This window comes from Gemmatimonadaceae bacterium (assembly GCA_035606695.1).
In the GTDB taxonomy this organism is placed as follows: domain Bacteria; phylum Gemmatimonadota; class Gemmatimonadetes; order Gemmatimonadales; family Gemmatimonadaceae; genus JAQBQB01.
This window is the reverse complement of sequence record DATNEW010000008.1, coordinates 50,463-64,587: the sequence shown is the minus strand read 5'-3', so window position 1 is coordinate 64,587 and position 14,125 is coordinate 50,463. Positions and strand designations below refer to the sequence as shown.

Here is a 14,125-nt window from a genome sequence, read left to right as displayed (position 1 = left end):
ATGAAGTACCGTAATTTTCCCGGCACCGACGTGCGCGTGAGCGAAGTCGGCTTCGGCACGTGGACCATCTCCACCGGCTGGTGGGGCGACAAGACGGACGCCGAAGCGGTGGCCATGCTGCGCCGCGCGCTCGACGATCACGGCGTGACGTTCTTCGACGCGGCCGACGCGTACGGCAACGGCCGCGCGGAGCGGCAGATCGCCGAGGCGTTCCGCGGCCGCCGTGACGAGGTCGTCATCGGCACGAAGGTTGGTTATGATATTTATAATGAGGAAGCTCAAAAGTCCCGGCGCGGACAGAGCGAGCTTCCCATGCGCACCGATCCGGCGTTCATTCGCTACGCGGTCGATCGCTGCCTGGAGCGTTTGGAGACGGATTACATCGACGTCCTCCAGCTCCACAACGCCAAGATGGAGCACGTGCGCGACGCCGAGCTGTGGGGCACCATGCGCGAGCTCCAGCGCGAGGGAAAGATTCGCGCATGGGGCGCCGCGTTCGGCCCCGCGATCGGGTGGCTGTACGAAGCCGTGGAACTGGTCGAGCGCGAGCGCGACATCAACACCATCCAGATGATCTGGAACGTGCTCGAACAGCATCCAGGCACCGGCATGTTGAACGCCGCCAAAGAGCACGCGCCAAATTGCTGCTTCAACATTCGCGTGACCCATGCATCGGGCATGCTGGAAGGGAAATACACCGAAGACACGGTCTTCCCCGAGAACGATCATCGCCGGCATCGGCCACGCTCGTGGTTGATCAACGGCGTGCGCAAAGTCAAGACGCTCGACTTCTTGACGCGCGACATGACGCTCGGCCAGGCGGCGCTCAAGTGGCTGCTCGCCGAGCCGCGCGTGGTGACGGCGCTGCCGAACGTGTACGACGACGAGCAGCTCGCGGAGTTCGCCGGGGTGAGCGACAAGCCCGACCTCACGCGCGAGCAGATGGAGCGCGTCGACGAATTGAACGAGACGAACTTTGGCATCGGCGAAGAGCCGATGTCGTACAAGGGCACGATGTCGCGCGATGACGCCCAGCGCCCAGCGCCCATCGCCCATCGCGCATGATCCACTACTGGCACGACCTCCCTCCAGGTCCCCATCCGCCGGAGGAGATCACGGCCGTCATCGAGATTCCCTTCGGCAGCCGCAACAAGTACGAGCTCGACAAGAAAACCGGCATCATGAAGCTGGACCGAGTGCTGTACTCGGCGGTCCACTATCCGGGCGACTACGGACTCATTCCGCGCACGCTGCACGAAGACGGCGATCCGCTCGACGTGCTCGTCCTCGTGAAAGAGCAGACGTTTTCAGGATGTCTGATCGACGTCCGTCCGCTCGGCGTGCTGCGCATGCTCGATCGCGGTGAGCCCGACGACAAGATTCTCGCCGTGGCGCTCAGGGATCCGTACTACGAGGAATTCTTCGACATCGCCGACATTCCACAGCATCTGCTGAAGGAAGTCGAGTACTTCTTTTCCACCTACAAGGATCTCGAAGGCAAGCGCGTGCAGATCCTGGGATGGGAGAAGAGCGAGTTCGCGATGCGCGTCATCAACGAATCGATCGAACGCTACGACGCCGAGTACATGCGCGTCGGGCCGTAACGACAATCCAATCAATCGTCGTCGGGCAGCGGCTCTTCGCGCCGCCGCACCTTCACCTTGAAGTCGGACATGAACGCCGTGCCGGTCAGTCGAATGACTGGCGTGCGCGCGGACGCAACCGTGCCGGGCACCATTGCGTCCGCGCTGTTCCGCATGTCGGACATGAAGGCGTGCATGTCGTTGATGACGTGCATGTCCGGTGACACGATCACGCGAAATGACGCCATGATCGACGTGATCTCGATGTTTACCACGCCGCCGACGGGCAGCACCGCCGTCGTGAGATCGAGGCGCGAATCGCTCCACAACGCAAAGACGTGGAGATCGCGTGGCACCGTCCAACGGCCGACGCGGCGATGCGAGCTCATGATCGACAGCAATCGCCCGCGCGGCGCCTCGATCGCCGGGGACGGCGCCACGATCAAATTCGCATCACGAGCAACGTGCGCGATTCGGTCCGCCGGCGCGAGCGCCGCTCCGCCGTTCGGCACGCCGGCGACCGACGTCAAGTCCGCCGTGATCGCGTCCAGCTCGGCGACCGAGATCGCTTTGTAGACGCGCTCGATCCGCCGCTCGAGATCCTCGAGCGACAGATCGTCATTCGCGAAATGCTGCGACAGCTCGCTGATCTTCTGTTCGCGAGCACGCGACAGCGACGGCGGCGGTAACGGTTCGGGCACGACTACATCATACGGACGAATGCCCCTACGCGTTTTGCTCTGGCCGAACGGCGCCGTGATCCACCGGCTCGGGCTCGCGCGGCAGGAACAAGCGGTCGTAGATCAGCGCCGCCGCGATGCCGCCGAGGATTGGACCGATCCAATAGGCGCTCTGGCCTTCGAAAATGCGGGTCACGACGGCGGGGCCGAAGGACCGCGCCGGGTTCATCGAGCCGCCCGTCAGCGGGCCGATCGCCAGAATGTCGGCGGCGACGGTGAGGCCGATCGCGAAGCCGCCAACCTTCGGCGCGCGCGGATCGACCGCCGTGCCGAACACGACGAACACCAGGAAGAACGTCGCGATGAACTCGAGCACGATCGCCTGAATCAGCGACACGTCCGCCGAGATGTTCTGGCCGCCCAGGCGCGTGTTGGTCGCGATGACGGCGGGAAAGAGCCCCTTGAGCGCGTACGCCGCGAGAATGGCGCCCGAGAATTGCGCGATCCAGTAGACGACCGCCATCATCGGCTCGATACGCCGCGTGACGAGGAAGCCCGCGGTGACGGCGGGATTCAGATGTCCGGAGATGCGCATCGTGGCCGTGACCATGATGGCGAGAATCAACCCGTGAGCGAGGGCGATGTTGATCACGACGGCCTGCATCGAGATCAACGGGCTCGTGATGATCGCGCCGCCGCCCACGAAGACGAGCGCGAACGTGCCAATGAACTCGGCCGTGAAGTGACGCCAGGCGTCTTTCATTGTTGATCGGGGCTGGGGTTTGGGATGTCCGACACGACTGCGAACGTCCAGCGCCGACCAACGACCTCACGACCTCACAACCTCACGAGGTCAATCGGCGCGCTTCAACACTAACGCGGCGTTGATCCCACCGAAACCGAACGAGTTGTTCATCATGTAGTCCACGCGGGCGGTTCGGCCGCTGCCGGGAATGTAGTCGAGATCGCAGCCGTCGTCGGGATTCTCGAGGTTGAGCGTGGGCGGCAGCCACTCGTTCTCGAGCGATAGCGCGCAGATCGCGGTCTCGATCGCCCCCGAGGCGCCGAGGGCGTGGCCGTAGTAGGCCTTGGTGCTGCTCACCTGGAGCTTGGAGGCGTGATCGCCGAACACGGACCGAATCGCGCGCGTCTCGGTGGGATCGTTGAGCGGCGTGCTCGAGCCGTGCGCGTTCACGTAGCCGATTTCGTGCGGCGCGACACCCGCATCCTTGAGCGCACCGCGCATGGCCCGCGCGGCCTGGGACCCGTCGGGCCGCGGCGCGGTCATGTGATGCGCGTCGTTGCCGTACGCGTATCCCACGATTTCGCCGTAGATATGCGCACCGCGCGCTTTCGCGCGGCCGAGCTCCTCGAGCACGAGCACAGATGCCCCTTCACCCATCACGAAGCCGTCGCGCGTACGATCGAACGGACGCGACGCGCGGTCCGGCTCGTCGTTGCGCGTGGACATCGCTCGAATGATCGCGAATGCGCCGAAGCATACCTGGCTGAGAGGCGCTTCGGCGCCGCCGGAGAGCATGACGTCGGCGTATCCATCTCTGATCTGGCGAAAGCCTTCGCCGATCGCCATGGTGCCGGACGCGCAGCTCATCGCGTTCGTGCAGTTTGGTCCCTGCACACCGAACTCGATGGCGACGTTGCAGCTCGCGGCGCCGCCGAAGACGTTCGTCGCCAGCGTCACGGCGACGTTCTTGATCCCTTCGCGGAGGAAGACGCGGAGCTGCTCTTCGGCGAAGCCGACACCGCCCAGCGCCGTGCCCATCGTCGAACCGACACGCTCGCGATCCTCGGCGCCGAGATTCAGTCCCGCGTCTTCGATCGCGAGCCGCGCCGAGGCCACGGTGAACTGCCCGAAGCGATCGAGCCGCTTGGCACGACGTTCTTCGATGAAGTCCGAGGTATGAAAATCGATTTCCGCCGCGATTTGACTTCGATAAATCGACGCGTCGAAACGCGAAATCGGCCGCACGGCCGAACGCCTGCGATGCAGCCCTTCCCACATGGCGGGATGCGAGATGCCGATCGGAGTGACTACCCCGATCCCCGTGATCGCTACCCGCCGACGCTCAGCCACCGCTACTCCGCTTCAAGAGACATGACCTGTCGTACGTTCGGCGGCGTGCGCCAGACCTGCAAGGGTGCGCGACGCGATTCCGTGTACGAAAATCGGTCCGATGACGGCACGCGCCGCCAATAGACTTATCAGCGGCCACCCCGGTCCGTTCCAAACGTGTACGATGCGCACGAGCGTTTCGGATGGACCGCGTTCGTGGAAGCTCCATTCGACGTCCATGCCGGTCGTAATGCCGTGGATGTGCCGAAATCGAATCGAGGCCGGCTGCGTTCCGCCGGGCGTCGTCACGCTCATGACCGACGTCCACCAGGTCGGCCAGCGTAGCGGACCGAACGGGCGATTCGCCGACATCTCGACAGTGCCGCCGCCGTCGCCGCGGCGGTCGTGGAATCGCACGAATCGATAATGCGGGAGGTGGTCAGGCCAATGCTCCACGTCCGCCGCGATGCGGAAGATCACGGGCAGCGGAGCACGCACGAGATGCTCGTCGATCGTCGTCATGCGGCGATCGGTCGGCATGGGACCAAGATCCAATGGTGCGGTCATGTCGTCGGCGCCCAGCGCGCGATGAGTCGAAATCCAAGACGCCGCCGCACGCGCGGCGTGTTACCCGTGGCCGCGCGCACGAGACGCGTGAGATCCTCGGCGGTGAAACCGCGCAGCACGGAGACGACGCCGTCGTGTCGGGTAACGCGATGAAAGCGCAGGGGGAACGAGACGAGCCAGAAGCCCGCCGCCGCGATCCAGCTCCGCCGCAAATCGGCGACGATCGCGGCGTGGCGCGCGACGCGGTTCATCTCGCGAATCAGCGCGACCGCGCCGGCATCGTCGAAGTGATGCAAGACCTGCGAACAGATGACGACGTCGATCGATCCATCGCGAAACGGCAGCGCGAGTGCGTCGGCGCACACGGGAAGGTCGAGCCGGTCGCTTGCCGCGCCGAGGAGCGAAAACGCTTCGTCGACGCCGACGGTGGTCAGCGTGATGCCGCGATCTCGCGCGGCCGAGCGAACCGCGGCTGGAATGTCGGCGAGGCCCGCGCCGATGTCGAGCATCGTCACCGCGCCGCGATCCGGGAGCGAATCGAGAATCTCGAGCACTTCACGAACCGCGGCGCGCAGTCCCCCGAGCAGGCGGTTGCTGCGCGTGACGTCGCCGATTGAACGGCGGCGCACATCCGTGGGCACGTTCGGGTCGTCGAGAATCTCGAAGCCGCGCCGCCGTGCGGGGGTCAGCACCGCTGCTCAGCGCTCCAGCTGCGCGTAACCGCCGCGGTAATACAGCAGCGGCCGCCCGTCCGCCGCCGCGGGCTCGGCGCGGTCGACCTCGGCGATGAATATCGTGTGGTCGCCGGCGTCGTGGTGCCGTACGACGTGGCACTCCATGTGGGCGAGCGCGTCCTCGAGGAGCACGACACCGTTGTGACCGCGGTGGAATGCGATTCCCTCGAACCGATCGTCCTCTTCGGCGGCGAAGCGCCGGGAGTATGCTTCCTGGTCTGATGACAGTATGTTAATACCAAAACTGGGATGCTCGAGCATCAGCGGGTGCATCGACGCGTCGTGATCGATGCACACCAGCACGAGCGTCGGGTCGAGGCTCAACGAGCAAACGGCGCTGGCGGTCATGCCGTGATCCAGGCCGGCGTCGTCGCGCGCCGTGAGGATGGTGACACCCGACGCGAACCGCCCGAGGACCGCGCGAAAGGTCTCGGCGTCGATCATCTTGCGGCCTCGGCGACCCGTCCGTTTCGCGACGGGACGACTGGGACAGTTCGCGACGTTGGTCCGAACACTTTCCACAAGTATGACAGTCTCACTACCTCTCGGGCGGGGACAAAGTCTCCGGTGACGCCGATGAGCAAATCGGCGAGATCCTTTCGCGCCGCGAGATTGCGCGCGGCGCGGTTGATGAGCGACGGCCGAGCGACCACGGCACCGACGACTCGCTCGACGAACCATTTGCCGGCCATCTCGCGCCGGCGCGACTTGTCGTACGCGGCAAGCTCGCGATCGGCGAGAGAGGCTGTCGGAGCCTTGAGTGCCGCGCAGAGCCTTGGCGCCAGCATCTCGCCGCCGCGCAGCGCCGAATAAATCCCCTGACCGGTAAATGGATCGAAGAAATCCGCTGCATCGCCGATGAGTGCCGCCCCTGAGGACCACGCGCGCCGTGCGTGCGCCGCGAATGGTCCCGTGGCGACGATCGGCGTTGCGCGCTTCGCGTTCGCGAATCGAGGACCGACCGACGCACGCGAACGAAGCCACTGCTCCAGGAACGCCGCCCGATCGGCCGAAATCTCGCGCCCGCGAGACGCGGGCACCACCAGCGCGACGGTCGTCAGACCGTTTCCAACGTCGGCGATGCCGACGAACCCGTCACGTGAGACGTGCATCTCGCCCAGGTCCCCGACCTCCGACACGCCGCGATAGTGCGTGACGAGCGCGATGCGCCGCGGCCATCGGTATGAATGCGCGAGTCCAAGGCGGCGCGCGACGATCGAACGCAATCCGTCCGCGCCAACGATGAGTCGCGCGCGCAGCTCGCGTGCCTCGCCCGCGACGAGAACGTTGACGCCGGCCGCGGCGTTCGTGTCATCGCGAATGACGTCGGTGACGCGAACGCGTTCCATCACGCGCGCACCGGCGCGCCGCGCGCGATCGAGAAGCACCGCATCGAGAACTTCGCGGCGCACGGACAGACCATACGGCGTGCTGCCTTTGTATCCGTGCGCACCGACAAAATCGCCGGCGATCACCGAACCGTTCGGCGCGTGGACGCGGATCCCGGAGAGCTTCGCGGCGCCTGACGCCTCGATCTCGCCGAGGGCGTCCATATTCGCCAGAATGCGCGACGCTTCGGGGCTCAGCGACTCGGCACACGGCTTTGGCCGTGGAAATGTCGCGCGATCGACCATGAGCACATCGACGCCGGCGCGCGCCAGCGCAAACGCCACGGATGAGCCAGCCGGTCCCGCGCCGACGACGAGCACTTCTGCATCGTGCATTCTCGTACTCTATCGTGCCATCCAAGCAGCCAGAAGTCCGCCGGCGACTCCGCTGAGCAAATTCACGGCATCGTTCGTCAGCCATCGTACGCCGCCGCGCGCCGTGGTCGGCGTTCCACAATCGTGAATGATGCGTTCGGTGAGCTGTGCGCACGCGGGGCACCAACGACGCGTCTGGATGAGCGCGCCGAGCAGTGAATCGACGAGCGCCCCGACGAATCCGCCGGCGGCGATGGCGATCGCGTCACCGTGCGCGCCGAAGACGCGAGCGAGAATCGCGATGAACCCGGCGCCCGCGGCGGAAGCGATCAAGCCGATCGCCGTCACGCCGCCCGACATACCGGCAGCGACGGGACGAAACGTGACGATCGAGCGCGGCCCGCCACCGTAGAGCGTTCCAATCTCCGTCGCCCACGTATCCGCGGCCGAGGCCGCGAGTGCGCCGATGCCGAGTGCGAGCCAGCGAGTGTTGGGCTCGATGATGGTGAGGAGCGCGCCGGCGATGAATACCGCGCCGTTCGCGAATACTTGCAATGCATCGCGCTCACCTCCTTTGGCGACTACCTTGGCGGTTCGCTGCTCCTTCTCGCGGCGGCCAAGGTGGGACAACGCGGTCGATGAGACGAAATACACGATCAGCAGAATGGCCCACGCCCAACCCGCGGCGGCGGCGAGCGTTCCGGTCACGACGGCCGCGAGCGCGCCGTCAGGCGTCAGCGAACGCGTCCGCCGCGCGGCGATGGCGATGATGGCGGCGAGTGCCGCGCCGATCAGAGTGCGCAGCAGCATGACATTGAAAGCTTTATGGCTTGAACGGCCTCTCTGGCCCGGCTAGCTTCGCAATCCGCCCTTCTATCGACGCACATGCTTGCCACCGTAGACGCCCTCGTCCCGCTCAGCCTCCTCGAGGCCGTCCGCAACGTCGATACGCCGAACGACCAGTTCGAGGCGGAGTTCGTCGACGAGCTGCGCAACAAGCGGTTGGGGTTGAGTGACACGATCTACGCGCAGATCAAGCGGCACACGGAAGCGGCGAAACGGGGACATCGTACCGGCCAGGACGAGGCGATCGCGCTGGCGAAGTTGATCGGCCGCCGTCCCGACGCCGAGGCGGTGTTTCGCGCCGCCGGGCGGTATCTCGCCAAACAGTCGTATCGCACGATTTCGCCGGTGACGCGCAAGATGATGCGGCTCTTGCCGTCGGCGATGGCGCGTCCTCTCGCGTTCCGGCACGCGCGGAAGATCGCGGGTCGGTATCTCAACGGCAACGTGCGGCGTGTCGGCACGTTTCTGCTCCTCGACGTGCCGCGGTCGATCACGCTCGGCACGGCGCCGGGGAGCATCGGGTGCACGTACTATGAATCGTCGCTGCGCGAGCTGCTGCTGTTGTTGATCGGCAGCATCGGCGCCGTGGAGCACGTGCGGTGCAATGGGCGCGGCGAAGGAACCGACGAGTGGCGCGCCGACTGGCGGTCGTTCGATCGGACGGCGGGTCTCACAAACACGTCATCCTGAGCACGCGAAGCGTAGCGAAGGCCCCTATCGCTGCGGTGCGCAGTCCTCGGCGACAAAGGGGTCCTTCGCCCTCGCTTCGCCCTCGCTTCGTCCTCGCTTCGCTCGGTCTCAGGATGACACCAACTTCATAGAACTGACATGCTCTCTCCTGAATCGCTCGCCGACGTCCAGCGCGCACTCGCCGCCGCCGGCGTCGACGGTTGGCTGCTGTACGATTTTCGCGGTCTGAATCCGATCGCCAGTGGACTCATGCGGCTCGACGGCATGACGACGCGACGCGTATTTGCCTGGGTGCCGACGCGCGGCAAGCCCGTCGCCATCACGCATGCCATCGAACAAACGCAGTGGAAACATTGGCCGACGGACTGGACGCGCGAGATCTACGCGTCGTGGAAGAGTCTCGAATCGCTGCTCGCGAAGCACATCAAAGGCAAGCGCGTCGCCATGGAATACTCGGCGGGTGATGCCGTGCCGTATCTCGATCGCGTGCCGGCGGGCGTGATCGAGATGGTGCGCGAGGCCGGAGCGACGGTCGTGTCGTCGGGCGAGCTGGTGTCGCGCTTCTACGCGACATGGAACGCCGAGAACATCGCGTCGCACCTGCGATCGGCGGAGATCATCGCGTCGGTGGCAAAGGACGCGATGGAGCTCGCCGGCGAGCGCGCGCGGGGGAAGGAACCGTTGGCCGAGCACGAGTTGATGGGCTGGATCCTCGACAACTTCAAGAAGCATGGGTTGACGACAGATCACGGGCCGAATGTGTCCGTCGGCGCGAACGCGGCGAATCCGCACTACGAGCCGTCGGCCGACGCGCCGAAAGTGATCAAGCCCGGCGAGATTCTGCTGATCGACCTCTGGGCGCGCGAGGCGGATGGCGGCGTGTGGGCCGACCAGACCTGGATGGCGTCGCTCGGAAAGCCGTCCGCGGACGCATTAGAGATCTGGAATGCCGTGAAAGACGCCCGCGACGCGGCGATCGCGCTCGTGCTGCAGAAGGCCAAGGCCGGCGTCGCGATCAAGGGCGCCGACGTGGACGACGCGGCGCGCCAGGTGATCGATTCGCGCGGATTCGGCGAGAACTTCACGCATCGTACCGGGCATTCGATCGACTCGCGCGAGCTGCACGGATCCGGGCCGCATCTCGACAATCTCGAGACGCGTGAGGAGCGGTTGCTCGTGCCGGGGGTGGCGTTCTCGATCGAGCCGGGGATTTACATCCCGGGCAAGATCGGCATGCGGACCGAAGTCAACGTGTACATCACGCCTGGTGAGGCGGTAGTGACGCCCCGGGAGTATCAGAAAGAGTTGATGATCGTTTAACGGCAGAAGATCGACTGGAGACTGCGAATGGAACAGTCGACTGGAGAGAGCGAATGGAAACGGCGAATGGAAGGAGCGACGCCTTTTCCATTCGCATTTTCCAATCGCCTGTTCCATTCGATCTTTCCACTCGCTTTCTCCAATCGCCGTTCTAGCTCTTGACCTCACCTCCAAATCCCCGGATCCTCGAGCCCGAGCCGCCAATAGGCCACGCGCGTCGCGCCAAGCGTCGTAACTTCGCCGATCAGCGTTCGCAGGAGCTCAGCATCCGTCACCCACAGTTCCCAATCGTTCGGTTTCACCGCGTGCATCGAGCCCGATGACGGATCGTGCACCAGCTCGACGTTCGCTTGCGCCGCGGCGTGGCGCGCATCCTCGAAGCTGATCGGCTGGCCCGGCTGATTCGGCCGCCACAGATACCCGTAGAGCGGCAGCGCCGCAACGATTTGTGACGCCCCCGCGGCCGCGATGCGCGCGCCGAGCGTGCGGCGAACCCAAAGGGGTGTGGCGATCGGTCCCGGCGCCGACGTCGACCAATGCTCGTCGTAGAGCATGACGACGAGCAAATCGGCCACTGCCGCGAGCGACGCCGTCGGATACGCGGCGGTGTCGGCGGCCGGAATCGCGAGCGCGACGACGCGCACGCCGCGTCGATGCACGCTGTCGACGATCGCGCGGACCACGCGAATCGTACGAGGAACGTCGTCGCGCGACTGATCCTCGAGGTCGAGCACGACACCCTCGTAGCCCCCACTCGAGAGCAGGCTGGCCGTGCGCGACGCCGTAAACGCCAACGCGCCAGGATCGGCCGCCAGGCGGCGAATCATCTCCGGATGAAACCTGGTCCCCCCATAACTGGTGACCAACGCAAACCGTCCCGCAGTGGCCGCGCGCGGCGTATTGTCCCGGTAGAGTTGAGCGGGCTGACCGGTTAGGCTATCGAGCTGTATCCAGCCACTCACGACCACGTCGAGCGACTTGCCGTGCGCCGCGACGCTGCTGTCGCTCCTCGCATCCCACGGCGCGGTGAATCCCCACGACACGGCGACACGAGGCGCGGCGGTCATGGTGGCTGGCGTCGTTCCGCCGCAGCCGCCCAGCGCCGTGATCACGGTGATCCAGGTCAACGCCGCAAATAATCCGAGAGGCCTTCGTAGATGGCGCGTCGTTTGCCCCCTTTGGCGGCGTGAGTCGCTTGAACCCTATTGCCAGAATCGTGACCGAATTCAAATCGCGGCGCATCGCCGCCGTTGTGCTCGCTTGTTCCTGCCTTGTCGCCTGCGGAAAGGATGCCGCGCGAACCCAGAAGAGTGGCAGTCGCACGACGGCGGTCGTTCAGAAGACCGACGACTCCGCGGCGGGGACCGTCGATCTCGGCGGCGGGTCGTACAAGCCTGGGCCGGTCACCTCGAGCGGATCTCTCGCGGGCACGATCAAGCTTGACGGCGCGGCGCCCGCGCCGGTGGCGATCGATATCGATCAGAAAATCTGTGGCACGACCGCCGAAAGCCCGGTAACGACATCGGCGAAAACGGGTGGTCTCGGCGGCGTGGTCGTGTGGATCGCCAACATCACCACCGGCAAACCGTTTCCCATCGACAAACGCGCGGAATTGTCGAGTGAGAAGTGCGCGCTGGATCCGCGAGTGCAGGGCGTGGTCGTCGGCACGACGGTCAACGTCTTCAACGACGACAAGCTGCTGCACAAGCTGGTGTTCACGCCGTTGGGAACGCACGACACCCTGACCGCCATGCCGTTCTTCAACGAGGGGCAGGTCGTCGCGAGCGAGCGGCTCGCGAAATCGCCGGGCATCGTCGAGGTGCGTTGCGTTCAGCATCCGTGGACGCACGCCTACATCGCGGTGTTCGATCATCCGTATTTCGACGTGACCGAAGACGACGGCAGCTTCAAGATCGATTCGCTGCCGCCCGGCACGTACACGGTCAACCTGTGGCACGAAGGGATGGCCAAGCCGGTGACGCAGTCCGTGAACATCGCGGCGAACGGCACCGCCCGCATCGATCTGCCGATCAAGCTTCAATAAACTCTGATCGGCAGATCGAGCGCGGTCGCTACTGCTGGCAGCGCGCGAACGGACTGTCGGGCTTCGTCTTGTCGACGACGACGCGATGATCCAGGTCCGCCACCTTGACCGCGATGTCATATACCAGCTTGTCGACGGCGGCCATGTGCGTGTACTGGATGTATTCCGGCTCGTCGGTCACCTGGTGGTAGTCCGCGTGGCCGCCCGTCGTGAAGAAGATCACCGGAATGCCGTACCGCGCGTAGTTTGCGTGATCCGACCGGCAGTAGATGTTCTGCGGGTGGCCGTTTGCATCCATTGAATAATCGAACTTGAACGGCGTCGGCTCCGACATATTCACCGACTCGGCAATGTCGCCGAGCTCCGTCGACAACCGCCTCGAGCCGACGAGCTGCAGATAGTTCGTGGCGCCGCTCAGCTCGTGGTTTTCCTTGTCGCGGCCGGTGATGTCCGTGGGCGCGCCGCGGCCAACCATGTCGAGATTGAGGTCGGCGACGATCGAGTCGCGGGGAACCGTGGGATGGTTCGTGAACCACTGCGAGCCCCACAAGCCTTTCTCTTCGCCCATCTGCCAGATGAAGATCAGCGAACGCTTCGGCTTGATCGGCCCTTTCGCGAACGCCTCGGCGATCTCGAGAATCGAGACGGAGCCCGAGCCGTCGTCGTCGGCGCCGTTGCTGATCGAATCCTTCCGCGCCGGATAGATCTTGCGCAGCGAATCCTTGAGCGCGTTGATGCGCGCCCACTGCTCTGGCGTCGGCGGTGCGGCACCGCGTGAATCCGCACCTTCGACGCGCGCGATCATGTTGTACGCCTTGAGCGAGTCATGCTCGACGATGTTGCCGCCGCTCGAATAGCCGATGTGATCCGCGTGCGCGCCGATCACGACATACTCATTCTTCAAGACGGGATCGGTGCCGGGAATGATGCCGACGACGTTGCGCGTCTCCGCGGCCACCGTTTCGACTTTCACGTTGATGGTTGCCGAGCCGCCCGTGTCGCCCTTCGTCGCGCGGCTCACCGGCTTGCCGAGCAGCGCCTGCGCGACGGCTGGGGTCACCGTGACGTTCAATGCGCCGCCGCCGAATCCGCCGCGGCCGCCACGTCCTCCGCGACCGCCCTGATTCGCCGAGGGATTCGCGGCCGCGTACGCGGCGCGTCCTTCGTTCTGCACCGTGTCGTTTAGAGTATACTGAACGCGCGCCTTGGGCAGTGACGGCGTCGACGAGACCGTCACGATCGCGGCTGCTTCCGCGAGCGGATTGTTCGCGCCGCCGCCCCGGCCAAAGCCTCCACGCCCGCCGCCGGCGCCCGCGACCATGACGACGATCTTGCCCTTCACCGCATCAGCGGACAGCGCGTTCGCCGTGTCGCCAAGCGTGCCGCCGAAGATCACGTCGCCGGACACCTTTGCGTCGGCGCCCGCATTGGCGGCGAAGTCCTTGTTCGGATGGAACGTCTTTCCGCCGACGGTGATGCTCGACGCCGCGCTCAGCTGTCGAGCGGTGACGGGCATGTACTGGAAGTAGGTGCCGTGATCGCCGGCGGGCTTGAGGCCGAGCCGTTTGACTTCGTGCTCGATGTACGCGGTCGCCCTGATGGCGTCAGGGGTGCCGGCTTCGCGTCCGCGCATGGAGTCGGCGGCGTAGATGTAGAGCCGCGTCATCAGGTCGCACGGGGTGATGTCGGGCACGGTGGGGCCGCCCTTGTACGTGAGCGGCATCTTGGCGCCGGTCACGGCGGGGCAGGTCTGTTTCTGCTGTGTTTGCCGAGTGGGCAAGAGAGAGGTCGAGCCCGCGAACAGCAGCGCCGCGGGCAGCATGTAACGAGGATTCACAGTGAGATCTCGAGTGTGGTTCGGATCCCTAATGATGGTGCGAGACG

At 65.3% G+C, this 14,125-nt stretch carries 15 protein-coding genes; 5 read left to right on the top strand and 10 right to left on the bottom strand.

Annotated elements, in window-relative coordinates; all coding sequences use genetic code 11:
- Together VN706_02095 and VN706_02090 are read left to right on the top strand one after the other, a co-directional pair.
- Positions 1–1,065 carry an aldo/keto reductase gene (locus tag VN706_02095; protein ID HXT14391.1) on the top strand — a complete coding sequence of 355 codons (1,065 nt, stop codon included), beginning with the start codon at positions 1–3 and terminating at the stop codon, positions 1,063–1,065.
- Positions 1,062–1,604 (top strand): inorganic diphosphatase, encoded by a 543-nt coding sequence (locus VN706_02090; protein ID HXT14390.1) that lies wholly within the window; start codon positions 1,062–1,064, stop codon positions 1,602–1,604. Before VN706_02095 ends, VN706_02090 begins: the two co-directional genes overlap by 4 nt.
- A gap of 11 nt (positions 1,605–1,615) precedes the next feature.
- Here VN706_02090 and VN706_02085 read toward each other — a convergent pair whose 3' ends face one another.
- From VN706_02085 to VN706_02050, 8 genes are all read right to left on the bottom strand, one after another.
- Positions 1,616–2,284, bottom strand: a complete 669-nt coding sequence (locus VN706_02085) for a DUF1707 domain-containing protein (GenBank protein HXT14389.1) — start codon at positions 2,282–2,284, stop codon at positions 1,616–1,618.
- Between the two features lie 25 nt (positions 2,285–2,309).
- Positions 2,310–3,026 carry an aquaporin gene (locus VN706_02080; protein ID HXT14388.1) on the bottom strand — a complete coding sequence of 239 codons (717 nt, stop codon included), beginning with the start codon at positions 3,024–3,026 and terminating at the stop codon, positions 2,310–2,312.
- Between the two features lie 90 nt (positions 3,027–3,116).
- On the bottom strand, positions 3,117–4,358 hold the full coding sequence (gene fabF, locus VN706_02075; protein HXT14387.1) for a beta-ketoacyl-ACP synthase II: 1,242 nt from the start codon (positions 4,356–4,358) through the stop codon (positions 3,117–3,119).
- Between the two features lie 12 nt (positions 4,359–4,370).
- Complete coding sequence (locus VN706_02070) at positions 4,371–4,904, bottom strand: SRPBCC family protein (GenBank protein ID HXT14386.1); 534 nt, start codon at positions 4,902–4,904, stop codon at positions 4,371–4,373.
- The gene (locus VN706_02065; protein HXT14385.1) at positions 4,901–5,596 is read right to left on the bottom strand and encodes a methyltransferase domain-containing protein; all 696 of its coding nucleotides are present in this window, start codon (positions 5,594–5,596) and stop codon (positions 4,901–4,903) included. The genes VN706_02070 and VN706_02065 overlap by 4 nt, the downstream gene beginning before the upstream one ends.
- 6 nt (positions 5,597–5,602) lie before the next feature.
- Positions 5,603–6,082, bottom strand: coding sequence for a flavin reductase family protein (locus VN706_02060; protein ID HXT14384.1), 480 nt, complete (start codon positions 6,080–6,082; stop codon positions 5,603–5,605).
- Positions 6,079–7,362 (bottom strand): FAD-dependent monooxygenase, encoded by a 1,284-nt coding sequence (locus VN706_02055; GenBank protein ID HXT14383.1) that lies wholly within the window; start codon positions 7,360–7,362, stop codon positions 6,079–6,081. The genes VN706_02060 and VN706_02055 overlap by 4 nt, the downstream gene beginning before the upstream one ends.
- A gap of 9 nt (positions 7,363–7,371) precedes the next feature.
- Complete coding sequence (locus tag VN706_02050; GenBank protein ID HXT14382.1) at positions 7,372–8,151, bottom strand: DUF92 domain-containing protein; 780 nt, start codon at positions 8,149–8,151, stop codon at positions 7,372–7,374.
- Between the two features lie 75 nt (positions 8,152–8,226).
- Here VN706_02050 and VN706_02045 point away from each other — a divergent pair, with 75 nt between their 5' ends.
- Both VN706_02045 and VN706_02040 read left to right on the top strand, forming a co-directional pair.
- Positions 8,227–8,877: a hypothetical protein gene (locus VN706_02045; protein ID HXT14381.1), complete on the top strand. Its 651-nt coding sequence runs from the start codon at positions 8,227–8,229 to the stop codon at positions 8,875–8,877.
- 138 nt (positions 8,878–9,015) lie between these two features.
- On the top strand, positions 9,016–10,197 hold the full coding sequence (locus tag VN706_02040) for a Xaa-Pro peptidase family protein (GenBank protein ID HXT14380.1): 1,182 nt from the start codon (positions 9,016–9,018) through the stop codon (positions 10,195–10,197).
- Positions 10,198–10,361: 164 nt separating this feature from the next.
- On the opposite strand, the gene VN706_02035 is transcribed toward VN706_02040, so the two are convergent.
- The gene (locus tag VN706_02035; protein ID HXT14379.1) at positions 10,362–11,324 is read right to left on the bottom strand and encodes a hypothetical protein; all 963 of its coding nucleotides are present in this window, start codon (positions 11,322–11,324) and stop codon (positions 10,362–10,364) included.
- 89 nt (positions 11,325–11,413) lie between these two features.
- Here VN706_02035 and VN706_02030 point away from each other — a divergent pair, with 89 nt between their 5' ends.
- A complete protein-coding gene (locus tag VN706_02030; protein HXT14378.1) occupies positions 11,414–12,241 on the top strand; it encodes a carboxypeptidase regulatory-like domain-containing protein in 828 nt (275 codons plus the stop codon).
- Positions 12,242–12,269: 28 nt separating this feature from the next.
- On the opposite strand, the gene VN706_02025 is transcribed toward VN706_02030, so the two are convergent.
- On the bottom strand, positions 12,270–14,078 hold the full coding sequence (locus VN706_02025) for a M28 family peptidase (protein ID HXT14377.1): 1,809 nt from the start codon (positions 14,076–14,078) through the stop codon (positions 12,270–12,272).
- Positions 14,079–14,125 lie beyond the last annotated feature (47 nt).